A 26,244-nucleotide genomic window follows, 5' to 3' on the forward strand; every position below is an offset into this window, starting at 1 on the left:
ATACTTGTTGTGTTTGCGCACCATAAATTGCCGGTAGCGCTCGATACTTACATTTTTTCCTTTCATATGCCGCTTTTAAAAAACTTGGCGGGCTTTGGTTCTTTCTGCCTGCTCCGCTCATTTTTCAAAAAGTTATAGATCCTGTCTGTCAATCCGGAACGCTGGGCTTCGGCTTCGATCTTACGGAGAGCCTTGCTTAAAAGCTCCACATCATCGTCCTTTCCGTCGATCCATATTCTGCCATTCTGGCCAACAAAAATGCTGCAGTTTGTTTCTTTCTTCAGCATTGAGATCATGGAACCGCCGTGTCCTATCACACGTGGGACTTTAACAGGCTCAATTTCGACAATATGGCCTGTTTTAAGTTTATGGAAGTTCGAATCCCTGAGGGCAAGCTCGACTTTCATGGAACTGTCTACATCCTTTACTCTAAGAATTATAGAGTCGCCTATGTCCATAACTTCGGACATCTCACGGGATTCTATTCTTCTGGGATATTCGGATACATGGAACAGGCCGTCATAAGGAGAGGCAATGTCCATTATCCAGTTGGATGGCGTAACCACAATAACGACCCCGATCACCACATCATTTACGGAAGGAATATAGGCTCCCGCAAGAGGGATCACTCCAACTTTATCCTCTTTGAGATTTTCAATACCACAAAACAAAGAATAGATCTTGTCGTTCTTGACATAAGTCCCGTATCCGGCTTTTCTCGAATTCTCGGATAGCAGGTCACCAGGGATCACTATTTTTTTATCCATCCAACATCCTCTTATAAAAGTTTAGTTTGAGCCTCTCCCTTTGTAAGATGATTTATAAGAGCGTAAAAATCAGTCTGGACTCCTGCAGGAATTCTTACCACCGCAATCCAGGAGCCGTCACGCTGCCATTCTTCTTTCGTAATGCTTCCGATCTTGGAAATATCTCCGTATGCTTTGGGAGCATACTCGGGAGGGATTTTTACAGCAATACTGATCTCTTCAAAGCGTATAGGTATAAGCGGGCGAATGGCTTTCATTGTAATATTGACCAGCTGATCCACGCTTTTTAAGGGGTCTATATGCACCTTTGCCTCTTCCATAGCCTTCTCGATCCTTGCGGGAGGATGCGGTGCTTTTGTCTGGGGGTTTATTGCATTTCTGGAAATGGTATAGATAACTTTTCTCTTTTTTTCCTCAAGCATGCGTTTTCTCTGTTCAGCAGTGAGCTGGAGCTCTCCGCTTTTCAGAATCACGGCAGCAATCTTGAAGGGATCCGTTGTCTCAAAAGCATTGACAATATCGGACTCTGCTGCTCGGTCCCCTCGGTTTGCATCCTCGAAGATAGTTTCAACCGCCAGAACATCTTCAAGGCTTATGTCTTCTCCTCGCTTGTAGGCCAGAGCCCCTTCGGGCTCGACCAGGACTTCGAAGTGTTTGCTGCCTCTCTTGAGCCGTGCAGTCACTGCCTCGTCCAGGGACACCATTTTCGAATACCTTCTCCAAAACGTTATTTGAGAATCCGAAGATTCTCTGAGTACTCACTCTCAAATCTTATATAGATTTTATTCTTTGTTCTCAGTTCCCCTGTGTTTCGCGAGGATCTGCTGAACATAATTCTCAACTTCTTCAGGAACTAATTTCCTGAATTTCTTATCCTGAAGCGACACAACACCGACTTCAAGGGTAGACGAATCAAACTTGCCTTCGGCAGCTCTGTAGAGGGCATCCATTCCGAGAAGGATAGCCGCATTAATATTCATGTCTTCCCTGTATTCCGCTTCAAAAACCTCAACGACCGCATTTCTGCCTGCTCCGATAGCCGTCGCCTTGTATTCAAGGAGAGCGCCGCTCGGGTCAGTCTCAAAGAGCCTGGGCAGGTTGTCGTCCACGCCTGCGATCAGAAGTGCAGTCCCGTATGGGCGAACTCCGCCGTACTGAGTGTAAGTTTGCTTGTGGTCGCAGATCTTCTTGGAGATAACCTCCACACCTATGAGTTCGTCATAAGAAACCCTGTTAACCTGCGCTTCCACACGGGCCCTGTCAACAAGGGAGCGGGCATCCGCCACAAGCCCTGAAGTTGCGGCTCCTATATGGTCGTCAATCTGGAATATTTTCTCGATCGACTCGGCTTCCACAAGCCTGCTTGTTATTCGCTTGTCAACCAGCAGCACTACCCCGTCAGCTGCCTTGATTCCCACGGCTGTTGTTCCCCTTTTGACCGCTTCGCGGGCATACTCTACCTGAAAAAGTCTTCCATCAGGGCTGAAAACCGTGATTGCCCTGTCATAGCCCATTTGTGGTGCCATCTGCATATTCCGTATCTCCCTTAATTTCGATTATATATTGTTTCCATCTTCCCGGCAGAAAACCGGTCTTTCTTCCTTTAAGGATCTCTGTCCGCAGGCTCGTCAGCTAAATCACCGCCTTCCCCAAAAAGGCTTTGGTCAGTGATCATAAACTGCTGCGCGGATATCCCGAAAATTCAGGACTGAAAGTCCCCGACCCAGCATTCAGGTAAGGAAACCGACTTTTGATTTCCTATAACGTATTTCTTCCTTATTAGAGTTTTTAACCTTTTATTCGAAACTTTCAGTCCTGACAGATTTTTTCGGGCGAAACTCGCGGAAAATACCCCGATAACAGGAGTTCAAAGGCACTTTTACCCTGCAAAGTACGTTTCCAGGATCTGGATTCGCGCACTTGAAGAACCTTTTTAACAGTTTTTAAGGTCCCATTCCAATGTTAACTAAGTCCGCTAATAAAGTGTATTTACTCAGTTATAATGCTTGTGAAACCCGGAGGTTTTCGGCGCTTAAAGCCGTTTTTTTGAGATCTTTAAAGAAAGATTCGAATTTCCGCAGTTTCACCCTATCCGGGTTTCAATCTGCTTTCCGATTATACCTTCAATCATCCGGATTTAATTTCCGGACCGCCTGTTATTCTGTCAATCAATCCTGCCAATCGATATTATACCTGTTAAACTAATATACCTGTTAATATAGTCATTCATAATAGTATATATTAGACAGCATCCTGACAGTTTGTTAAATAGCTTCCTGACGATCTCAGGGCTGGAACTTTTCAAGCCTAGCACAAAAGTCAGTAACTCCCAAAAAGCTGCTTAATCCGGCTTTCCTGAGCCCTGAGAATCTGACTTTCCAGGAAGTAAGTATTCCTGAACCCTGCCCTGCCTGTTATTCCTCAGCTGTTTCGGATTTCATGCTGATTTCGGGCTCAAAGACCGTCTGATTCTGAAGAAACTTCTCGGTTGCCCTTTTAACCGTACCCGAAGTTCCAAGTACGTGCAAAGTCGCCCTTTTTCCGCTGACCCGGGTGAGAGTAGCAAGGGAAGCCCTTGTTTCCTTTACTTTCGTGTGAGAGCACTGGATAATACCTTTCCAGTCTTCGAACCCGAGTACCTTGATATCACATTCACTTGCGGTGACATCTCCAAGCAGGGAAGAAGCCGCGTACATAACTTCTTTAACCAGGTCACTCCTGCCGACCGGTCCCTCGGAAATCAGTTCAAAAGCCAGATAGCGTTTTTTCGCCCGAAGCGAAGGAAGCAAGCGTTTCAAAAATAATCCCCCTCCTCAAGCACTTCGATGCCTTCCCTGACACGCCCCGGACCGGGACGGTTCCTCGAAATAATATTCTCGGGTGTCGTAGTCATGGCTTCAAGCGCTTCCTCTTCTTCAAGCCCGCAGACTTCAGCCAGAGCAAGCGCCTCCATAGGAGAGCGAAGGTCAAAACAGGACATCGCACCGCTTGAAAGGACAAGGGAAACATCGTATTTTCTGGCAAGGTCGAGATTTGCCCTGAGATCCGACAACAGGCGAACGCGTCTGGGACCTCTTGTATGGAGAAGGGGCCTTAATGTCAGGCCGATTGCAACGTTATTTTCAGCTGCAGCTTTTGCAAGCACCTGGTTTAACCCGCTACTCTTATCAAAAGCCGGATGGTTCAGGATATCCACTCTCGGATTTTCCAGTGCAGCCCTGTTGACGTTTTCGGAACCTCCGTGCACTATAAGGACATCCACTGATTTCCGGAATTTTCCAATAAGTCCCTGAAGTTTCGAGGGGTTTTCCTCTACAAGCTCGATTCCCCTGAAAACCTCGAATTCATTACAGGAAGGTAGTACAGGCCGCGATTGAGGAAGTTTATCCGAATGGTTTGCAAGCGCAATCCCGCTATAGCCGAAATATCTGGCAAGGGCGGCAAGTTGCTCCGCAGTATCTTCCCCATCGGGAACCGCATGAACGCAAAAATCGTAAAATTTCGGTTTACCCAAACAACTCCTCCACTATAGCTCCGGCTTTTTCCCGGTTCTTCGGATAGGTCTCGATCTTGAATTTTGCAGTGATCGCATCCGAGGAATCGGTGAGCTTAACCTGCTGCAGGTATGCAGCCTGCTTGTCAAAGCGGAGATGGAAGACCTGATTATCGTCTAGCCTCTCAGGCATCTCTTCCCTGAGCTTTGCTACGTCTTCTTCGGAAAACTTTTCCCGGACAAAGCGGGCAAAATTCAGGCAGTCTGCTTTTCTTTTAAGCTGTACGCTCAGGATGGTAATAGGATTTCCATGGTGCCCTTCAGCCTGGAGCTCTTCAACAAGTTTGCTCCCTTCCCGGACGCCGGCACCGGATAAAAAAAAGTCCAGAGCCTCATGGACTCTGGATAAGTCTTCGGTTGCGTGGGCGATCACACGCAGTATTATGTGATGAATCACTTGCCTCGACTCTTGTGTGCACGGATACTCGGTCTGGTCTTTTCAGCACCTTTTCCGCGTGTAGACATGCCTCTGCCCTTGCGGCCGGCACTTGTCTTGCCCCTTGCGGCTCTGTCCCTGGTAGACGGGTCGCAGACCCAGTTCAGGTTCTTGTCGCTCTTTATTACGGGGTGGTGGGGGTCTACAAGAATGACTTCAAACCACTTGTGCTTTCCATCCTCCCCTACCCAGTAGGAGTTCAGGACTTCGAGGTTCGGGTATTTGCGGTCTGCACGGGATTCGGCAATCCTCTGAATGCTCATACCGCCTGAGATTTTATTCTTCCCCATTCTCTGGGTTCTTCTTCCACGTTTAGGCCTTACTTGACCGAGCCCTCCGCGGCGTACCTTTACCCTGGCGACTACAATGCCCTGCTTGGCTTTGTATCCAAGGGAGCGTGCCCTGTCAATTCTGGTCGGTCTTTCAATTCTGGTCACGGACCCCTGCTTTCTCCAGACCTGCATACGCTCCCAGCGGAGGTCGTTCACGTAAGTCTCATCAGGGTTTTTCCATGCATCACGTACGTATGTGTAAAAAGATTTTACCAATTTAAACACCAAGTTTCACTTATGTTTCACGGTTCAGCCCTGCTTTGCAGGACCACATTCCAACGGGACCTAATCCCGAAATGAAACATGCGATAAACTGAATCATTTGATTTAAAGCTTTGCCCTTAGGTTATTTGAGCGCAAAGAATTTGCAAAAAAGAAAGAATAGAAAAGACTGGAAAAAGAGAAAAAGAAGGGCTATAAATTTATTAGGATTTTAGTTACTATAAATGTAACTAAGCTGTACAGTAAAGATATCTTCATTTTTTTCAAGCTCATTTTTTATCCTTATGGCGTCTTCCTCTGGAATCCAATGCGTCAGAGGTCCATTATCATAAAGAAAACGAATTTCGCACCAGGTAAACTTTTTCACCCCAATATCATATTTATTCAGTATTGAAAGAAATTTTTTGTCCCAGGCTGCTTGTTCAGAGACCGTAAAAACATAATAATCTCCTTCTCTGATAACGTGAGCAGGAGAAGATACAATCCAATCTTTTTTCTCTTCCTTCATTGCTTTATTAATCTCGTCTCTTATATCCCAATTATCTTTGTCTACCATTATGTAATATATTTCTCCCGTAGTATTAGTATCATATTCCATTCTGTAGTTTCTAGTCATGTTATAGTTTTGAAGAATGGCTTTTACTTCTGACTCAGAAACTCCATCTTTAAATTGAATAAGCAGACCACCTACTTGTGAATCAGGGTATGGAGTTTGTGTATTAACTGCAGTTTCTGTAAATAGTCCAGCAGTTATTACGAGAATAGAAAGTAGCAAAAAAATGATTTCCTTGTTGATTTTGCTCATAACAACACCTTAAGAAAGTGAAGATTTTTAGTCACTCACAATATGTGTAGAGCTTCGATACATCAAATTTCTATACTTCAGTGCCAGACTCAACAAGCAGCAGGTTATCAGTAGCTATCAGGTTGTTTGGTCCAAGCCTGCATTACTTTTCTTGAGCTTCCATCCTCCATATAGGCAGGTCAAGCTCCCCAATAATCCAAAACCAGGAGTAGAGTTAGTTTTACTCGATTCGTTTTCACTTGAGCTATTACCATCATCAGATTCATAATTACTATTACTTGAATTACTGAGTTCGACAGAGTTATTTTCTTCAGATGATAAGTTAGTTTCTTCAACTTCCATACTTTCAGTTAAATTGGAGGCTGCCCTTATGCTTTGATCAGCCTTGTTAAAATCTGTAAGAGGCCCAATGGCGACTCCAGCAGGACAGCTCATTGTATATTTTCCTGTATTTACAGTCGCTGTAACAGTATTTGTGGCTGTGTCAATTACAGAGACATTACCTTCGTTATCGGAGTAAACGGCAGAGTTTGCCACATATACTTTTTCTCCGTCAGGGGTGACTGCAACTCCAAAAGGAGTATATCCTACAGGCACTGTAGCTATAACAGTATTTGCTGCGGCGTTAATTACAGAAACATTGTCACTTCGCCAATTTGTCACATATACTTTTGTACCATCAGGACTGACTGCAGTATCACTGGGTCCGTCTCCTACGGGTATGGTAGCTGTAACAATGTCAGTTGCTGAGTTAATTACAGAAATATCGTTGCTGCCTGTATTAGTCACATATACCTTATTTCCATCAAGACTAACTGCAATATCATCAGGATGGTCTCCTACAGTCACAATAGCTGTAACTTTTTTTGTAGCCGCGTCAATTACAGAAGTGGTGTTGTTTCGATTATTCGTAACATAGATCTTTTTTCCATCTGGTGTGAATGCAACTTTAGAAGAACTTATTCCCACATTAACAGGATCCATTACAGTGTTTGTGGATGTGCCAATTACCGTGTTAATTACAGAGATAGTGGGACTGTCGCGAACAGTCACATAAACCCTTGATCCTTTAGGGTTAACTGCAACTCCCAAAGGATAACCTCCTACATCCACTACAGCATCAACCGTATTTGTCGCTGTGTCAATTATAGAGACCGTGGTGCTGAATCCCGATATATCCGGCACATACACCTTTGTTCCTGCAGGGTTGACTGCAGCTTCTCCAGCCCAGCCTTCTATAGGCACCACAGCCGTAAGATTGTTAGTTGCCGTGTCAATTACAAAGACGTCTCCATCAATTCCTATAGTCGTCACATATGCAAATGGAGCTGCACCTGCGACGCCTGCCAGTGTTAAAATCGCAAGTGCCGTTATTCCCAAGACTTTTGTAAGAATATTTCCACTGCGTGCTTTTTTAAGTTTTGCTACAGATGAGAGTGGAATTGAAAAGGTGGCATTAAGTATTGATGATATAATTTTAGATTTCATCTTTTATCCCCGAACAGCTCTCTCCTTTCGTGCCAGTCCCGTTATTAAGAATGTCCTCTAAAACCAGAGTGTAACGAGATCATCTGATAAGTCTAAACCAATAGTAACCATCTTAGACTACATCAGATATAAATTTAAATTGTATTACATAATATTTTATTGTTTGCATGAACACTTTTGCCTGTTTTTCAATTTTTTGGAGTTAATTTAGAGAGGCTTTCTATAAAACTCAAGCAAACATTTCTCATGGCAGTAAGGAAAGTAGCAAGGAGAATGATAAACTCTGGCGGAAGTTAAGATAATATCACACTTGCATAAACTCGAAGAATAAGAACAACCATTTATATACTGTTAACACGGTTTCCATTTCGGGTTAATATGAGGCTTCACTGGATTGACGCTTTAAAAGGAATGGGGATCATGCTTGTGGTATTTGCACACCACAGCCTGCCTGTCGCGCTTGATACCTATATTTTCTCGTTTCACATGCCGCTTTTCTTTTTTATTTCCGGGTTTCTCTTCGATTTTGGAAAATATGCCGAATCAGGTGCAAACTTTTTAAAAGAAAGATTCAGGTCACTTATCGTGCCTTATTTCAGTTTCGCACTGCTTACCTGCCTGTTTTACTTCTTGCTTGACACGGGATTCCAGCCGGGAGTTACTAATATTGATTTCTTTGCAAATAGTGCATTTTACGGCGTTTATTCCATTCTCTATGCTCTTGGCCCGCTTGTTTCTTACAATCCGCCCCTCTGGTTCCTGACCTGCCTTTTCGTAACCGAACTTCTCTTTTACGGATTTGCAAAAAAATATTACCCGGAACCGGGAAAACTTGTATTCGGGCTTATCGCAGCCGGAGTGATAGGATACCTTTATTCCATATATGTGCCTTTCAGGCTGCCCTGGAACGCGGATGTGGCTCTTTCGGCTGTGGTCTTCTACGGAGCCGGAAACCTGTTTAGAAAATTCGTGCAGCTCGAGGACACGGAATCGGGAGAGAAATTCATAATCGGTTCCGGCTCACGGGCAGATTCGATTGAGTTGCATTCAAAATTAAAAAGAGTTTTCTTCCGGGCCGATAAGTTTCTTCCGTGGATCTTTATCCTCCTGAACTTATTATATTTAGGTTACTTTCTGAAATTTCCTACTACTGAGAAGGTCAATATGAATGTGCTGAAGTACGGGGATTTTTATTCATATTATCTCCTGGCTTTCTCAGGAATCTTCGCCTTTGTTTATCTGTTCAGAAAAATAGGAAGCTCGAAAATCCTGGAATACTATGGGAGAAATAGCCTGATTGTGCTTGCGCTCCATTTCCCGCTGAAGGATATCCTGACAAAACTGGCACTCCTGGGTTTCGGGGTAGAGCTTGAATATTTCTATAATAATATAACTTTTGCCCTGAGCTTAACTGTGCTGAATCTGCTCTGCCTGATACCTGTAATCTTCCTTATCAATAACCATTTTCCTTTCCTTGTGGGGAAAAAACGTTCTTCTGCCGGGTTTGAAGGTGCCAAAGTATATTTCAGGAAATTTGCAAATTAAGAGAGTTTATTTTCGGGTCAATCAAGAAAATAATGATTTTTTTGTTGGAAATACGCTGGATTACTCGAAGTTCAAACATAACCAGAAATAATGACCACTTTTTAAGAAATAACTGTGTTGAAGCCAGTTTATGTTTTTATATCGTTAAACCATATAGTGAATTCTGTTCCCTGATCGCTTTTAAGTTCAATACGGCTTTCTATCTGTTCAACAAGAAGACTTACAAGCTGGAGCCCGAGAGAATCGGTATTTTCAAGGTCAATTCCCTCAGGGACGCCTTTCCCGTTGTCTACCACTGTAAGCATGTAATCGAAACCATTTCTCTCCCTGCAGGATTTAACTTGACCGGAAACGTCCCTTTGAGAAATGATTCCAGTTCTGCGAAGGTTTATCCGGATCTCGCCTTCCCTTCCAGCAGGAAAAGCATGCTTAAAAGCATTTGAAACAAGCTCGTTTACAATGATTCCAAGGGGGATTGCAGTGTCTAGGCCAAGATCTACCAGTTCAAGGTCAAGCTTTAAGCCAATATTCTTATTTCGAAGGCTGTATGAGCTAAACAGTTCTGCGGTCAGCTTCCGAAGGTAAGCTGAAAAATCAAGGGTATCAATTTTATCCCCTTTATACAGCTCTTCGTGAATAAGAGCCATTGAAATTACGCGGCTCTGGCTCTCCATGAAAGCCTGGACAACTTCAGGAGTTTTGCAGGTCTCAAGCTGGGAGAAGGTTTCTGCCTGAAGGTCAAGCAGGGACGAAATCACCTGTAAATTATTCTTAATCCTGTGATGGATTTCCTTTATGCGGATTCTATCTATCTTTACCAGGGTCTCTTCGGCTTCTTTCCTCTCAGTAATATCGTATATAGCGCCCTGGTACTTATCCGGAATTCCGTTCTTTCCGGGGATCTTCTGGTAAATCTCATGCACCCACTTTATCTTCCCATCTTTGTGAGTTATCCGGAAATCAACTTCTCCAGAGGCTTTATATTGAGAATTCCTGACTCTCTCCTCTTCTTCATAAATACGGGGCAGGTCATCGGGATGAATTATATCCTTCCAGCGTCGTTTTGAGATAAACTCTTCTTCGTCATACCCTGTAATTTCTTTAACAGTCCCGTGCATAAAGACTGGAATGAAATTCTCATCTGCCTGAAAAGCAATTCCCTTAAAATTTTCTATAAATGAGCGATATCTTTCTTCACTTGATCTAAGGTTATCTTCAGCCCTTTTACGCTCAGTAATATCCTGAACTGTTCCCTTCATCAGGACAGGAGTATTTTTCTCATCAAAAACAGCTTCACCCTGCGCATGGACTATGCGCTCTTCTCCCTCAGCTAAGATAATTCTGAAATCAATGTTATAGGACTCTCCACTTAACGCTCTTTTAATGGCGTTATTCACATAACCTCGATCATCCGGATGCACATAGTTTAAAAATGTACTGAAGGTTATTTCAAACTCCTGTGGCTCAAGTCCAAAGATACGATAAGCCTCATCAGACCAGTACACCTTATCAGTTGCCGTATCCCATTCCCAGTTTCCGAGATGTGCCATTCTCTGGGCTTCAGCAAGACGTTTTTCACTCTCTTCCAGCGATTTATAAGCCTTCTCAAGCTGCATTGTCCGTTGTTTAACTTTTTCTTCCAGATTGTCCAGAGTCTCCTTCAGTTTGGCTTCTGCCTCTTTCCGCCCTGTAATATCGGTCAGCATGCTCATAGAGCCTGTAAATTTGCCAGCTTTATCAAAGAGGGCTTTGGAACTTACAATTGCCCATAGGGGTGAGCCATCTTTACGTATGAATTTAAACTCGTATCTCTCATCGATACCCTGCCATCTTCTTTCAATATATCCTTTTATTAGTGGCCTGCCTGCCTCATCGGCAAAGTCCCAGGCAAATTTGCCAATCATTTCATCCTGAGTATATCCAAGCATCTCAGCCATTCTTTTATTGACATAAATCGTCCTGGCTTCAGGATCACCAATCCATATACCTTCGGTAGCTGTTTCTACGATATTCCGGTATTTTTCCTCGCTTTCCTGAAGCTTTTTCTCCACGTTTTTGCGCTCGGTAATATCCTGGAGTAACGCGATAGCCCCCCAGGGTTTGCCATGATTCTCTTGCAGAGGGGTGGCACTGGCTAAAATAACAATCTGAGTGCCGTCATCGCGTGTAATAATAAGCTCGGTATCAGTGACCGTTTGTCCCTCAAGTGCAAGTGACAGTGGTAGCTCACCGGCTGGAACCGGAGTTCCATCGGGCAGTGTGACCTTATAACCTCCCGCTGGTCTGTGAGCATCACCCGTCATAGGACCGCCGAGAATACGTTGAGTATTGGCATTAGCCAGGAGGATTTTACCATTAGCCTGCGCTACAATAATGCCTGCTGGAGCTGCGTCGATAACAGCCTGCAAGGTATTGCGTGACTGTTGCAGCGCCTCTTCAGCCTGCTTGCGTTCTGTGACATCACGAGTGTAAGAGAGTACACCGGTAATCTGTCCCGCAGCGTTGTAACGCGGCTCATAAATAGATTCGAACCAGCGTGTCTCACCGCCAGGGGATAGCTGCAAGAAAGCTTGCTCATGAGATCCGGTTTCGAGCACCCGCCGCTTTATCGACTCAAGCTGCTGTGCCTGGTCCGGTGGTAAAAGGTCGGCATCGGTCTTGCCTATTACATCCGATGCGGATAATGGGGGCGCAGGGTTGTATATCCAGGTATAATGCAGATCACGGTCCTGCTCAAAAATGATATCCGGGGAGTTTGCAACTATAACCCGCAGCCGTGCCTCGTTCTCCCGGAGAGCCTCCTCAGCCTGCTTTCTTGCTGTTATATCCCTGAAGGTTGCTGCAATTTTCCCTCTTTCAGGATTGAATACATAGGTATCAAAATACTTTCCAGTTATCTGGCTAAAGATTTCAAAATGTGCTGGCCTGCCTGAGAGTGCCACTTCGCCGAGCTTTTTAATCATTGTAGGGCTAACATTGGGTACTACCTTAAGGATAGACTTGCCCAGCACCTCTTCTCTTTTAAAACCTGTACTGCGCTCATAAACAGGATTTACCTCGAGGTAACGGTAGTCGTAGGGCTTACCGTCCTCATCAAAGATTACTTCTGCCAGTACGAAACCCTCGGTCATGTTTGTGAAGAGAGTACGGTAGCGTTCTTCACTTTTCCGCAAAGCATCTTCGGCTTTTCTGCGCTCGGAGATATCCCTGAAAATAAAAGCGAGCTTCCCCTTCTCAGGACTGAAAGCATAAATATCAATATATTTATTCACTACCGGGCTAAAGATTTCAAAATGCATTGACCTGCCTGAGGACATCACTTCGCCGAATTTTTCAATTGTCGTGCGGGTGGTATTGGGGAATACTTCCAGCAGAGTCCGACCTAACAGATCTTCCTTCTTCATGCCTAAACTGAGTTCATAAGCAGGATTTATCTCAAGGTACCGGTAATCATACGGCTTACCGTATTCATCAAAAATGACCTCTGTAAGGGCAAAACTCTCGGTCATGTTTGTGAAGAGTATACGGTAGTGTTCCTCAGTTTTCCGAAGAGCTTCCTCTGCCCGCCTGAGCTTCGTGAGATTTTTCCGCCAGGAGCTCTCTATTTGCTCCCACTTTCCTTCTTTTTTGATCAAAGTAAACTGATGGCTTGAAACAATCTCGACAATATTAGCAGCATTACAGGCTTGGGGAGAATAGGTGCACAGAGCTATGACTGGATACTTCTCCAGAACAGAGTCCATTTTTCTCTCGTAGTCAACGAGATTATTCAGGCTTTCTTTTTCCGGCAGGCAAATATCCTCAATCAATCTCAAGCCAGTATAACCACTGGCAAGGATCCTGTCAATTCGTTCGATAAGGTCATTTAATGTTTTCTGCGAATCGAAAATGTTCTCTCTTAAATACCACTCAGCACAGGAAAGAATTTCAATTTGCCCTTTCTTAAGATAAATGTCAATATCAGGAAAAGCTATTTTCAAGAGCTGTTCTGCCTTTTCGGCTTCTATGAACTTTGGCATAACCCAGATGCAGAGTTCGTTATTCTCAAGCCCTGTCTTTAAATAAGGAACCAGTATATCCATCAAATCTTCTTCTGTCTGGTAGAACTGACAGAAATGTGTTCCCCATGTCACATTTCCGATAATGTCAATTCCGGAATTTCCAGTATCATTTTTCATCTACTTCTCTCCGACTCAAAGAATAAATTCAAAAATTTGTCAACCGAGTTTAGCTCTATTTATTGCCGTACTTTCTCGGATTGTGATACCGATCCGAACACTCCCACAGGTTTCCAGGAATCTTACAGCAACATTCACTCACCGTGATGAAAGCACTCCCAGTGTTTCTTCTTCCTTCAGACCAGTGATACGCAACATAAATCAGGTTAATTCCAGTAAGCAGTCATTTGTTTAAAGCGATAAATTCGTTTAAAGCAGTCATTTGTTTAAAGCGATAAATTCGTTTAAAGCAGTAATTTGATTAAAGCAGTAATTTGTTTAAAGCAGTAATTTGTTTAAAGCAGTAATTTGTTTAAAGCAGTAATTTGTTTAAGATTGATTCATTAGTTTAAGAGCAATTGATTCATTCGTTAAGAGCCGTTAATTTATTTATTTGCGGATCTGTTAACCTGTTATGAAAACAGAAAACCTGTATTAATAAAAAGTCCTGGCTTTTTAATTTAGCTAAAATTGTGAACTTATTTAACTGGTATTTCTTGTTACCGGGCTTATCACAGGTGTTTTTACGAGTATTTATTATATTTAAGTTCTATATAATAAGCTCTTTGACAAAGAGATGGATATATTTTCAAATAGACGGTATTTTTTAAGAAAAAACATAAACGCGGAAAGGATAGATAAACACCCTATAATGTAAACGGTATTAAGTTATCGATTTATTAAAAACTCGACCGGGTTGACACTCTGAAAGTAAAGTGGCTGGATCATACTTCGATATCGTTGAACCATATAGTGAATTTTGTTCCGTGATCCCTTTTAAGCTTTATACAGCCATCGATCTGTTCAACAAGAATGTTTACGAGCTGAAGTCCGAGAGAGTCCGTATTTTTGAAGTTTATTTCTTCGGGGATTCCTTTTCCGTTATCCGAGACTTCAAGTATGTAATCGAAGTTATCTTTTTCCGTACACTCTCTATTCCGGTCCGGAATCTCCTTTCCAGCAGCCAAAGCCTTGGTTCTGCTCAGGTTTATCCTTATCCCGTCATTCCTGCTGTCAGGAAAAGCATGCTTGAAAGAGTTTGAAACCAGCTCGTTTATAATAATTCCAAGAGGTATTGCGGTATCCATGCCAAGATAAACCTGTTCGAGATCAAGCTTCAAACTGATATCCTTATTTCGAGGTTTATACGAGCTGAAGAGGTCTTCGGTTAGCTTTCGAAGGTAAGCTGCAAAGCCAAGGGTATCGATTTTATCGCCTTTATACAGCTCTTCGTGAATAAGAGCCATAGAAATTACGCGGTTCTGGCTTTCCATAAAAGCCTCAACAACTTCGGGGGTCTTGCAGGTCTCAAGCTGAGAGAAGGTTTCTGCCTGAAGGTCAAGCAGGGACGAAATTACCTGCAGATTATTCTTAATCCTGTGATGAATTTCCTTTATGCGGATTTTTTCCAGCTTTGCCAGGGCTTCTTCAGTTTGCTTGCGATCCGTAATATCCTGGACTATTCCCTTTATCCGAACAGGAGTATTATTCTCGTCAAAAATAACCTGGGACTGCATATGTACGGTACGTTCCTCCCCATCACTCGAGATAATTCTGTAATCAATGCTGTAAGGCTCTCCATTCATAGCTCTGTTAGCAGCACTCTTAACATAATCCCGATCATCCGGATGTATGTAGTTTAAAAACTCCTGATAAGTCGGATACGGTTCCTTACGGTCACGTCCGAAAATGCGGTACAGCTCATCAGACCAGTATGAGTCTTCAGTTGCAATACCCCATTCCCAGTGTCCTATATGAGCCATTTTTTGAGCTTCAGCAAGACGTTTTTCACTCTCTTTTAAGGATGTATAGGCTTTCTCAAGTTCTGCTGTACGCGCTTCAACTAATTTTTCCAGATTGTCACATGCCTTTTCTAACCTGGATTCCGCTTCTTTTCTTCCTGTGATGTCGGTGAGCATGCCCATAGAGCCTGTGAATTTGCCGGCTTTATCGAAAAGGGACTTGGAACTTATAATTGTCCAAAAGGGTGAACCATCCTTACGTATGAATTTGAACTCATAGCTCTCATCAATACCCTGCCGCTTCTTTTCAAAATATTTCCTGACAACTGGCTTATCTTCATCATCAGCGAAATCCCACGCAAATTTTCCAATTATCTCATCCTGAGTATATCCAAGCATCTCAGCCAGGCTCTTATTGACGTAAACCGCCCTGGCTTCAGCATCAGCCATCCAGATGCCTTCACTGGCGGTTTCCACGAGATTCCTGTATTTCTCCTCGCTCTCCTGCAACTCATTCTCCATCCGTTTGCGCTCAGTGATGTCTCTAAGAATCAGAGCTAATTTTCCTTTCTCAGGGCTGAACACATAAATATCCAGATACTTATGCGCTATCTGGCTAAAGATTTCAAAATGAGCTGACCTGCCTGAAAGTGACACTTCGCGGTATTTCTCCATCGCTATCGGGCTCACATCGGGGAACACTTCCAGTATAGTCCTGCCTAGCAGTTGTTCGTTCTTTATACCTAAATTGAGCTCAAAAGAAGGATTTATTTCAAGATAACGATAATCATATGGTTCACCATCTCTGTCATAAATTACTTCCAAAAAGCCGAAGCCATCGGTCATGTTTGTAAAAAGCATGCGGTAACGTTCCTCACTCTTCAGGAGGGCTTCTTCGGCTTGCTTTCGACCGGTAATATTCAGGAAGATAGCAGCAAACCTGCCTGGTCGGACCTGGTATGCCGATACTTCGTAATGGCGCCCCTGCACATCGGCATAATATGTAAAGTGAGCAGGCTTGCCAGTAAGGGCTACGGCGCCGTAGGTTTGAACCCAGAACGGATCCAGTCCGGGATACATTCCAAGCGCAGTACTGCCGATGAACTTTTCCAGCGGGACCCCTGTCTGGGCTTCAATAGCCTGGTTTGCCTCGACAATAAGGTAATCGACAGGCTTACCCGTCTCGTCAGTGATGATATCGGCTATGAAAAAAGCTTCCTGCATGGCTTCAAAGAGCCTGCGGTCTTTCTCCCTGGTTTCCTGAAGTGATTGCTCAGTTCTCCCACAATCGGTAAGATTTTCCTGCCCTGTACTTTCGATCTGCTCCCATTTTCCTTCCCTCTTGATCAAGGCAAACCTGTGGCTTGCAACGATATCCAGCACCTCGGCTGCACTATATATTGCAAGGGAATAAGTGCACAGGGCTGTCGCCGGAGACCTGCGTATAGCAGTGTCCACTTTTTTCTCATAGTCAATGAAGTCACTCCAGCTCCCTTTTCCCGGCAGGCAAATGTCCTCAAGCAGTCTCAACCCATTATAACCACTTGCAAGGGACCGGTCAATTCTCTCAGCCAGATCTTTCAGGGCTCTCTGCGAATCAAAGACGCCGTCTTTCACGTACCAGCTGGCGCAGGAAATAAGCTCGAGCTGTCCTTTCCGCAGAAGAGTGTCAATATCGGGAAAATCGACTCTAAGGGCTTCCTGTGCATCTGCGGCTTCAAGAGACCACGGAGTGATCCAGATGCAAATCTCGTTATTCTCCAGACCTGCTCTCAAATACGGAATAACTATGTCCATGAGATCTTCTTTTGCCAGGTAGAACTGGCAAAAATGGGCTCTTCCTGGCACATTTCCGATAATGTAGATCCCCGAATTTCCAGCATCGCTTTTCATCGATTTCTCTCCACTTTAAGAGATAAAGTCAAAAATGCGTGATCCAGAATGCAAAGTCTATGTATTGCACTGTTATAACTGCAATCCGTTCCGGCTCACTCCTTACAGATCCTACAGATCCCTCCAAAATTTTTCAGCAATACTGAATCGCCTTGAGGAAAACATATCCCGAACCCCTCTTCCGCCATCCGGTAATCTTCGGCAGAGCAATGGTTCACCCGAGGGAATTAGTTTGTTGTTTTATAGAGCAGATTTATAGAGCGTCACTTTATTACTTAACTGAAACATTAAAAACCTGATTTTCTGCATTAGTGAAAATTAAAGGTTTAATTTGGTCAATAAGATTTTGTAATGCCAGCCAATACAATGAAAACGCTTTAGGAACGCTTATGAATGATATTATACACTTACACTTATTTATAATAATTTGCTCTGATAAAAAAAACTGTGAATTAAATTTTTCGCATACTGAGAGACTCTCTTTATCATATCCGGGATGGAATATCAGGCTGCTTCACTCATACGGAATGATAAAAACCTTAAATAAACTTAAAAAATCTTATACATGGCTAAAAATATTAAACAGTTTTTTAAAAGCTTACGTCTTTTAATTCAACGCCTGTATGCCAAAAATTGGGAATTTTGATCCAGAAGAATCGGAGAGAGTGTAAAAGCCGGATAATTGCCAGAACTGGAAAATGCAAGCTCGAACAAATTAAAAGTAGATTTAAATCTAGTTGGAAAAAGTATTAAAAAGTAAATCAAGAGAATAGAATTTGTTACCAGTCAGTTAAAATCAGTTAGTTAAAATCAGTCAGTTAAAATCAGTCAGTTAAAATCAGTCAGTTAAAATCAGTCAGTTAAAATCAGTCAGTTAAAATCAGTCAGTTAAAATCAGTCAGTTAAGAAGAACCCGGAGGCGTTGAATCCGATTACTGCATCCCCCAATACAGTTCTCCGAAGTTATGCTCCCCCAAGCATTCAGTTCGAAGAAAGTTCGGCAGCCTCCAGAAGGTTCTTCTATATGGTAGATCTCGTTTACCCCTTCTCCTGTTTCCCACTCCAGAGTATACTAATGAACTAAATTATTTTAAATTAATTATATCAAAAATTGTATGCGAAGAAAAAAAATATTAACATGAAAATTTTCAATACAAACATAAAATTCAATTATATACACACTATTCTATACTGTTTACTTATGCTGTTGTATACATTTATCCAGAACTCACAACTTCCTTTATAATGTTTAATTTACTTTAGATTTAATTTACTTTAGATTTAATTTACTTTAGATTTAATTTCCATTATAATTTGTAGTTTACAACGTGTAGTTTACTTCATAAAAGCAGATATTTTATGACATATAATTTGTTTAAAAGAGATAATAATGTTTTTTACTTATTGTTATATGATTTTAAAGTGAAAAGTCCATAGTCAGGAAAAGCATGAAAGAATGAAACACAGGAATTACATGCATGGTTTTTCCCGATTTTCCGGATTGCAGGCAATGGCGATTTTTTTGATTGAGAAGTTCCCTGTTATCAGCACTTATCAAAGGTTGCTCATCCTTATTTCCGCATGGTTACCAGATAAAGCTTCCTCGGAAGTTCGCCTTCTTCAAACTCTTCTACTTCGAGACTTTCGTATTCATCTGCTAGGTGCCTGACAATTTCTTCGCTGAAGAAATGTACTATAAAACCGCCTACAATCTCATACATATCCTCTCCCCTGTGCGTACCTGTCCCGCACTGGGCATCCCTGGTGCTTCTCGCAGTATAAATATTAAGCCCGCCCGGCTTGAGCACCCTTTTAACCTCATGGCTGAGAAATTCGAGTTCGTCTGTTGTTAGTGCCATGCAGTAGAGCATATGAGAGTAGCAGGCATCAAAAGTGTCGTTCTCGAAGGGAAGAGGTTTGCGGACATCATGCTTCAGAGGAACTATAGAATCCGAGAGACCTGTACTTTGAAGTTTTTCTTTCAGGGCTTTTAGCCCGCTTTCGGTGTAATCAAGTGCATGTACATGAAAGCCTTTACTGGCAAAAAAGCAGGTATCTCTTCCCTGGCCGCTCCCAAGTTCAAGGATTTTCCTTTTTCCTTCTTTTTCAAAAATAGCAGCTGCCTTTCGCGCTGGATAACTTGGCTCATCCCCAAACCTGGAGCAGGCTTTCTCAAATACAACCTCCCAGTGAGGTTGCTGCCTGTTAATAACATCTTTTTCCATACTGGCTTCGGCCGCAGTAACATCAATAGCTTCTCTTTCCATCTGGTTTGCTTCCTTATGAGTATTATTGTTTAATTATTGTTTAATTAATGCTTCTTTTTTATAAAACAGTTAAGCAGGATCTATCGGATTCAAAAATATTCCAAAAATGCTTTTAAAATATTTCAGAATTTTTTTATAAATATCTAAAAAATACCTGCACCAACCTGAACTTTACAAAAAACAGTCATCTGCGGCCCTGTTAATACCCAAGTATTAAGAAGATTCCGGATAATATAATTATCCGGAAGATAATATAGGGTTGGGGGAAATTCATTGGGGCTTTCAGATGCTTCCTGTGGAGCTGCCAGAGAGGCAAAATCCAGGGCCATGCTGTTTAAAACAGTTATTATTTTGCTGCTTGCGCTCTGCATGGTATCTCCAGCCAGTGCAAAATATTCACTGGAAGAAGCTGAGACACATATAACGGTTAATACCAGCGGGATTGTCCACGTTGAAGAGTCGGTATCATATGCATTTGATGGAAAGTATATCGATGTTCACAGAGAGCTGAAAGCACCACCTGGGGAATTTATCGAGAACGTTGAAGCGCATTTTTCCGATAAAGAGTGTGAACTCCTGATTGAACCGATTCCGGATGGGTACAGGTTAACAGGCGAGCTTCCGGATCCTACCCCTGAAAAGTTGACTTTTTATATTTCTTATGATTGCTACGGCGCAGTCAAAGTTCACAGGGATGTTTCTGAATTTAGCTATAAGCTGTGGGGTGGGGAATGGGAGAAACCTTTGAAGGAATTTAAAGGAAGTGTTATGCTTCCGGTGAAAAACGAGAGTGAGATCAGGTACTGGACTCATCCGGTTGGCTATACACAGGAAGTGAATTTAAGAAATGATGTCATTACGGTAAGCGCAGGCGAGATCCCTTCCACCCAGTGGTATGAAATCCGGGCGGTTTTCCCGAGAATTGCATCCCCCAACCCCCGCCTTGTCCAGGTGGATAATGCCGTGGGGCTCGAAGAAATACTGGCTATTGAAAGTGAATATCAAAAGAAAGGTCTGGTTCTGGAAGATATATATAGCGCGACAATTTTATTTGCACTCCTTGTCCTGGCATTTCCTCTGTTTATATACTATCTCTATGGAAGAGAACCAAAAATCGATTACAGAACAATATCTGAAAGGGAGATGCCTGCCTATTCCAAACCCGCCGTTATAAATGCCGTTATGAAAGGGAATATGGGTATTCCTACAATAGATGGATTTACTGCAACCATTATGGATCTTACTAACCGCGGCTACATCTCATTCCGGAACTTAAAACCCGAAGAGAAAGACTCGTTATATAATCAGGAGCCCGGATCCAGAGACTTTATGGTAGAAATTCCTGATAATGAAAAAGACCTTCAAAAAAGAGGAAGCCCCTCCGAACTGGAAGATTTTGAAGAAGATACGCTCTCGCTGTTAAAGGCTCATGCTTCCGAAGGAAAAATCTCCTGGAAAAAACTTGAAAAGGAGCTTCAAAGCGGATCGGATTTCTATAAGTTCTTAATTACCTGGAGCAAAAAAGTTCATGCATACATAATGTTTGATAAATTCTTCCAATCCACGGGGAACGTATACATGTACTGGTTTGCTCGATCAGTTTTAATCGCAGCAATTGTTTATTATATTTTAATCTCCGGGTTTTTCCCGTCAAAAGCTTTTCCCCTGACATCAAAAATTTATGTATTGACGGCTTCGATCGGGATCTATGGATTCGTTATGACAAAATACTCAAACGCCTTCCTAACAGTATTTGGACGATGGACTCCCGAGGGAAGCCTTTACTACAAACGCTGGGACAATTTCAAAAAATATATTACAGACCTTTCTGCTCTCAAAGAACATCCTGCTGAATCAGTAGAGACCTGGGACTCCTATCTTGTATATGCTGTCTCTCTCGGAGTCGCAAAGGAAATGCTTCAAAATATATCTCAGATTGTTCCGCCGGAGCAGCTAGAAAGGAGTCGCTTCCATCCCATAAGTGACAATTATAATCAATCCGGCTGTGATATGGAGAATACCTGCTCATCATCCCGTCCTGAAGATAAGGATCATGCCGATCATAGGGACAGTATAGGCGGCAGCTCAGGGGTAGTCGAAAGCAGTACCGAATGAAAAATAGAATATAGAATAAGGAGACAGAATCCTATCCTGCAGCAATAAAAAAGCCTGAAAAACTGAAAAAAATAACGTTGAACCTGAACTGTTGGCCCGAAACCGTTGACCTGCAAGCGTGGCGTCGCTTGAGCCCGCCCCGGTTACACCGGTTTCGATAAATCAGAGTTTTCGATAAAACTTTTTTTGAAAAAGTTTTCACTCAAGCCTTTTTTGAAAAGGCTTGCGGTCAAGGATTTTTTTGAAAAAGTTTTCGCTCAAGCCTTTTTGTAAAAGGCTTGCGTTGCGCCGGTTTATCACGCCGTTACATTGTTTTCGATAAAGCATGAGTTTTTGATCAAACTTTTTTTGAAAAAGTTTGCGATAAAACCTTTTCTCAAAAGGTTTTCGCTCAAGCCTTTTCTCAAAAGGCTTGCGGTCAAGTAATTTTTCAAAACATTTGCGACGACGCCCCTGATTCTTGCCCATAAATAAGCCCTTTTGAAATCAGCTTAACTTCTTTATTATAATTAGCCCTCTTGAGCGAAGCGAAAAGGGCTCCGTCCTCCCGAGACGGAAATCGGGCGAGACAGAAATCGGGCGAGACAGAAATCGGGCGAGACGGAAATCGGGCGAGACAGAAATCAGGCGAGAAGGAAATCGGGGCGCAATTTTGCCGGTGCAAAAGATTATTATATAACACTGTTTATTTTTTAAGGTGAGATGAGATTTCACTGGATAGATGCTTTAAAAGGAATCGGGATTATACTTGTTGTGTTTGCGCACCATAAATTGCCGGTAGCGCTCGATACTTACATTTTTTCCTTTCATATGCCGCTTTTCTTCTTTATTTCCGGGTTCCTGTTTGACTTCTGGAAACATACAGCATCAGCCGCAAGTTTTGTAAAGAAAAGATTCAGGTCCCTTATCGTACCTTACTTCGGCTTTGCCCTGCTTACCTGTTTATTTTATTTATTACTGGATATCGGGTACCAGCCAGGAGTCACGAACATCGACTTTTTCAAAGCCAGTCCTGCTGAAAACATTCATTCCATAGTCTATGCACTGGGACCCCTGATCTCTTACAATCCGCCCCTCTGGTTTCTGACCTGCCTTTTTGTAACCGAGCTTCTTTTTTACGGGTTTGCGAAGAAATATTACGCTGAGCCGGGAAAGCTTATGTTCTGGCTCACAGCTGTCGGAGTAATAGGATACCTTTATTCGGTTTATGTGCCTTTCAGGCTGCCCTGGAACGCTGACGTGGCTCTCACTGCCGTAGTCTTTTACGGGGCAGGAAATTTATTCAGGAAATTCATAGAACCGGAAGCATGGAAGGCTGGAGAGAAGCCTCGGGATAATCCGGATTACCAGCCTGGCTTGAAGTTCAGGAGAAGTCTCCTCCGGGTCTGGAAGTTTCTTCCCGGAATTCTTACTCTTGTAAACCTGCTATACTTCGGATACCTTCTGCACTTTCCCACGCCAGAAGAGATGAATATGAATGTGCTGAAATATGGAAACTTTTTTTCCTACTACCTTCTGGCATTCTCAGGAATCTTTACCTTTGTTTACCTTTTCAAGAACGTCAGGAGTTCAAAGGTACTGGAATATTATGGAAGAAATAGCCTGATTGTGCTAGCGCTTCACTTCCCTGTAAAAGATATCCTTACAAAACTCATAGTCCTGGTTTTCATGATTGATGTTGAGACTTACTATTATAACGCTGGCTTCGCTCTGGGCTTAACGGTACTGAATTTGTTCTGCATGATACCTGTAATCTTCCTTATCAACACCTATTTCCCTTATTTACTGGGAATAAAGAGACCTTCTGAAAGCTCAGAAAGCCTCAGGACTCGTTTAAAAAAGTTCATAAACTGAAATGGCAGAATTATCCAGGCTATCCCTATCTATACTAAAAATGCACTATCCATTGCGCTTTCGGACTATTTTCCAATACCTTTTCGATTACACTTTCCTAAAAATAAAATACACAGTCGCCGAAAAAGCTGAAAAAATAGGAAGAGAAAAAAGCAAAATACTATAAAAATAACATTCCCCGGATAAAATAAGACGGTGCCGAAAAAAATGGACATTTCCCGCTTTCTAGACCAGATTCAAACCTCCAGCCGCTATGAAAACCAGATCGTTCATAATGAAAGAATCCCTGCGAGGGAGGCTAGGTACGCATCCCTGCAAATAACGCCGAAGGTAAAAGCAGCCCTTTCAGGCATAGGGATTGAGGAGCTGTATACGCATCAGGCCGAAGCCATAGAAAAAATCCGGGAAGGGAAAGACTTAGTACTCTGTACGACCACAGCAAGCGGAAAGTCCCTTACTTACATGATTCCTGTTTTTGAAACTATTCTCAACGAGCCTGAAACAACTACCCTTTATATCTCTCCTTTAAATGCGCTAGTAAACGACCAGTTAAAGTCCTTTCTGGAATTCGAGGGGGCGCTGAAGTCCGGGGCAGGCATAGCCCGTTATACAGGTGCCCTCTCAGAAGCCCAGAAAAGGAAGGTGAGAGAAGGGCAGACAAATGTGGTTTTAACCAACCCTGAAATGATTCACATGAGTTTTCTTTCCTGGCATCATCTATGGAGGCGCTTTTTCTCAAACCTCAGGTTCATAGTGGTTGATGAAAGCCATTACTATCGGGGGGTTATAGGCAGCAATATGGCGAACCTGCTCAGGCGGCTTTTACGCGTAGCTGAGCATTATGGGGCATCCCCGCAGTTTATCTGCTGTTCTGCAACCATAGGAAACCCTGATGACCATACGGAAACCCTTATCGGAAGGAAAGCCGCAGTGGTTGAGAATAATGGCTCTGTCCAGGGAAGCCAGCAATTCGTTTTCTGGAACCCGCCGCTTTATCTGAATAATAAAGGTAGCACACTCAGGAGAAGCAGTTTTTCCGAGGCTTCTTCACTTTTTACAAAGGCTGTGCAGGCAGGATTTCAGACTCTGGCCTTTACCCGGTCAAGACAGGGAGTTGAGAGGATGTATAAAAACTGTCGGGAGCTTTTAAGGAACCGCGATCTCTCCCCTGCGATTTGTTCGTACAGGAGTGGTTACTTTGACAGGGAAAGGGAAGAAATCGAAAAAAAAATGAATTCAGGGGAACTTCGGGGGGTTATCTCCACAAATGCACTCGAACTGGGGATTGATATAGGAGGACTTGACGCCTGTATTCTGGACGGCTACCCCGGAACCGTAATGAGCGCAAGGCAGCAGGCAGGCAGGGCGGGCAGGAGCGGAAATGAAAGCCTTGTTGTACTTGTAGCAGGCACAAATGCCCTTGACCAGTATTATATGAGAAACCCTGCTGACTTTTTTGCAAGAAGCAGTGAAAACGCCGTGCTAAACCCCAGAAACCCGTATATCCTTGCAGGGCATCTGCTCTGTGCAGCAAAAGAATTTCCCCTGCGTGCATCGGATGAGAGATATTTCGGGAAAGGATATCCAAGAGTTGTGGAACTTCTGGAAGCCGAGGGACTGCTTGCAGGCGACGACCTGAAGTATTCGACGGATCCGTTCCCGTACAAACACGTTTCTCTCCGGGGAATCGATAATAATACTTATTCCTTACTTGCTTTTGAGGGGGAAAAACGCTTCCCCATAGAAAAAGACATTGAAGAAACCCTTGCCTTCAGGGAGTGCCACCCCGGAGCGGTTTATATGCACAGGGGAGAACCCTATTACATAAACAGGATCGACCATGAGAAGAAGGAGATACATGCCGTAAAGACGCATGATACCTATCATACGAAACCCATGATCGACTCCTCGGTATTTGTGCAGGAAACCTATGCAGTAAAGCCGCTGCTGCACGCACCGGAGGTAGAAGTCGGGCTTGGGGAAGTCGAGGTAACGGACAGGGTTATTGGGTACAGGAAGATACAGACCCAGAGCAATGATATAATGAGCGCCCATTCCCTTGAAATGCCTCCTGTCAGCCTTCAGACAATGGCTCTCTGGCTCAAGCTTCCGGACAGGCTGCAGGAGCTGGTAGGGGAGCATAAACTGGATTTCGCAGGCGGGATACATGCTGTTGAGCACGCGATGATTTCCATGTACCCTCTTCACCTGCTTGTGGACAGGAGCGACGTAGGCGGGGTTTCCACGCCGTCCCATCCTGACCTGGGAGGCAAAAGCGGAATCTTCATCTATGACGGGCACAGAGGCGGAGTGGGGTATGCCGAAAAAGGTTACGACCTTATAGAAGATGTGCTTGAAGGCACCTTAAAAGCAATCGAGAGCTGCCCCTGTGAGAGCGGCTGCCCGAGCTGTATCCAGTCCCCGAAGTGCGGGAATAATAACGAGCCTCTGGACAAACATGCTGCGATCATGCTCCTTCATGAAATTCTCGGAAAAGCTCCCTATATTCCCCCTGAGAGAAAAGAGAAACACCTTTCCGAAGTCCGGGCTTCCGGACCGGCTCCCGAAAAAAGGAGTACAGACGATGCCCTGAGCCGGGTAAGGCGCCAGCTCAGGCGGGAAACCATAAAACAGGAATCGCCTGCAGGGCAGGATAAGAAAGAAAAAACCTTCATTGCTACGGATGAGAAGGGAGGAATGATAGGAGTAATTTCTGCCCCTGCCCCCGAAAAGGCTGCTGCAAAGACCTTTCACCAGAAATTCAGGGGAAAGAAGGAACCCACAAGGGAAAAACCCCTTGAGATCCATATAAAAGACCTTGGTGCAGGCAATAATTATAACTTCCGGCTCTGGATTGAGATTTCAGAAAATAAAGAGAATGAAGCCGTTAACGGAGAAAATGGAAACAGGGTTGTGAAGAAACTGGTTATCAGGAAAGTTATCTGAAAAATATGCGCCTAGTAACGTTCTCAGATTGTCAGAAAGGCTAAGGATGCGTTTTACCAGAG

Annotated in this window: 17 protein-coding genes; 4 read left to right on the plus strand and 13 right to left on the minus strand. The window is 43.3% G+C overall.

Translation table 11 applies throughout. The features are described 5' to 3' along the window. Positions 1-62: 62 nt before the first annotated feature. The 9 genes from rrp4 to EQO05_RS06750 form a co-directional block, all read right to left on the minus strand. Positions 63-767, minus strand: a complete 705-nt coding sequence (gene rrp4, locus EQO05_RS06710; protein WP_128504970.1) for an exosome complex RNA-binding protein Rrp4 — start codon at positions 765-767, stop codon at positions 63-65. Between the two features lie 11 nt (positions 768-778). Then, positions 779-1,471 carry a ribosome assembly factor SBDS gene (locus tag EQO05_RS06715; RefSeq protein ID WP_128504972.1) on the minus strand — a complete coding sequence of 231 codons (693 nt, stop codon included), beginning with the start codon at positions 1,469-1,471 and terminating at the stop codon, positions 779-781. A gap of 78 nt (positions 1,472-1,549) precedes the next feature. After that, on the minus strand, positions 1,550-2,299 hold the full coding sequence (gene psmA / locus EQO05_RS06720; RefSeq protein ID WP_128504974.1) for an archaeal proteasome endopeptidase complex subunit alpha: 750 nt from the start codon (positions 2,297-2,299) through the stop codon (positions 1,550-1,552). A gap of 882 nt (positions 2,300-3,181) precedes the next feature. Next, positions 3,182-3,565: an Rpp14/Pop5 family protein gene (locus EQO05_RS06725; RefSeq protein ID WP_128504976.1), complete on the minus strand. Its 384-nt coding sequence runs from the start codon at positions 3,563-3,565 to the stop codon at positions 3,182-3,184. Continuing rightward, positions 3,562-4,281: a ribonuclease P protein component 3 gene (gene rnp3 / locus EQO05_RS06730; RefSeq protein ID WP_128504978.1), complete on the minus strand. Its 720-nt coding sequence runs from the start codon at positions 4,279-4,281 to the stop codon at positions 3,562-3,564. The genes EQO05_RS06725 and rnp3 overlap by 4 nt, the downstream gene beginning before the upstream one ends. Further along, positions 4,274-4,717: an RNA-binding protein gene (locus tag EQO05_RS06735; RefSeq protein WP_128504980.1), complete on the minus strand. Its 444-nt coding sequence runs from the start codon at positions 4,715-4,717 to the stop codon at positions 4,274-4,276. The genes rnp3 and EQO05_RS06735 overlap by 8 nt, the downstream gene beginning before the upstream one ends. Next, complete coding sequence (locus EQO05_RS06740; protein ID WP_128504982.1) at positions 4,714-5,304, minus strand: 50S ribosomal protein L15e; 591 nt, start codon at positions 5,302-5,304, stop codon at positions 4,714-4,716. The genes EQO05_RS06735 and EQO05_RS06740 overlap by 4 nt, the downstream gene beginning before the upstream one ends. A gap of 217 nt (positions 5,305-5,521) precedes the next feature. Further along, on the minus strand, positions 5,522-6,115 hold the full coding sequence (locus tag EQO05_RS06745) for a UPF0228 family protein (RefSeq protein ID WP_128504984.1): 594 nt from the start codon (positions 6,113-6,115) through the stop codon (positions 5,522-5,524). 117 nt (positions 6,116-6,232) lie between these two features. Further along, positions 6,233-7,603: a YncE family protein gene (locus tag EQO05_RS06750; protein WP_128504986.1), complete on the minus strand. Its 1,371-nt coding sequence runs from the start codon at positions 7,601-7,603 to the stop codon at positions 6,233-6,235. A gap of 378 nt (positions 7,604-7,981) precedes the next feature. Here EQO05_RS06750 and EQO05_RS06755 point away from each other — a divergent pair, with 378 nt between their 5' ends. Next, on the plus strand, positions 7,982-9,148 hold the full coding sequence (locus EQO05_RS06755; RefSeq protein ID WP_128504987.1) for an acyltransferase family protein: 1,167 nt from the start codon (positions 7,982-7,984) through the stop codon (positions 9,146-9,148). Between the two features lie 128 nt (positions 9,149-9,276). Here EQO05_RS06755 and EQO05_RS06760 read toward each other — a convergent pair whose 3' ends face one another. From EQO05_RS06760 to EQO05_RS06770, 3 genes are all read right to left on the minus strand, one after another. After that, complete coding sequence (locus EQO05_RS06760; protein WP_128504989.1) at positions 9,277-13,326, minus strand: PAS domain S-box protein; 4,050 nt, start codon at positions 13,324-13,326, stop codon at positions 9,277-9,279. Between the two features lie 764 nt (positions 13,327-14,090). After that, positions 14,091-17,000 carry a PAS domain S-box protein gene (locus EQO05_RS06765; protein ID WP_128504991.1) on the minus strand — a complete coding sequence of 970 codons (2,910 nt, stop codon included), beginning with the start codon at positions 16,998-17,000 and terminating at the stop codon, positions 14,091-14,093. Between the two features lie 1,571 nt (positions 17,001-18,571). After that, positions 18,572-19,267 (minus strand): class I SAM-dependent methyltransferase, encoded by a 696-nt coding sequence (locus tag EQO05_RS06770; RefSeq protein ID WP_128504992.1) that lies wholly within the window; start codon positions 19,265-19,267, stop codon positions 18,572-18,574. 273 nt (positions 19,268-19,540) lie between these two features. Here EQO05_RS06770 and EQO05_RS06775 point away from each other — a divergent pair, with 273 nt between their 5' ends. Then, positions 19,541-21,382, plus strand: a complete 1,842-nt coding sequence (locus tag EQO05_RS06775; RefSeq protein ID WP_240664415.1) for a DUF2207 domain-containing protein — start codon at positions 19,541-19,543, stop codon at positions 21,380-21,382. A gap of 198 nt (positions 21,383-21,580) precedes the next feature. Here the strand turns inward: EQO05_RS06775 and EQO05_RS06780 are convergent, their stop codons facing one another. Further along, the gene (locus EQO05_RS06780) at positions 21,581-21,850 is read right to left on the minus strand and encodes a hypothetical protein (RefSeq protein ID WP_128504994.1); all 270 of its coding nucleotides are present in this window, start codon (positions 21,848-21,850) and stop codon (positions 21,581-21,583) included. A 234-nt stretch (positions 21,851-22,084) separates the two neighbouring features. On the opposite strand from EQO05_RS06780, the gene EQO05_RS06785 reads away from it, so the two are divergent. Beyond that, entirely contained in the window at positions 22,085-23,236 is a 1,152-nt protein-coding gene (locus EQO05_RS06785; RefSeq protein WP_128504996.1) for an acyltransferase family protein, read from the plus strand. A 195-nt stretch (positions 23,237-23,431) separates the two neighbouring features. Then, positions 23,432-26,182: a DEAD/DEAH box helicase gene (locus EQO05_RS06790; protein WP_240664416.1), complete on the plus strand. Its 2,751-nt coding sequence runs from the start codon at positions 23,432-23,434 to the stop codon at positions 26,180-26,182. The last annotated feature ends 62 nt before the right edge of the window (positions 26,183-26,244 follow it).

Origin of the sequence: Methanosarcina sp. MSH10X1, assembly GCF_004099695.1 — an archaeon.
Classification (GTDB): domain Archaea; phylum Halobacteriota; class Methanosarcinia; order Methanosarcinales; family Methanosarcinaceae; genus Methanosarcina.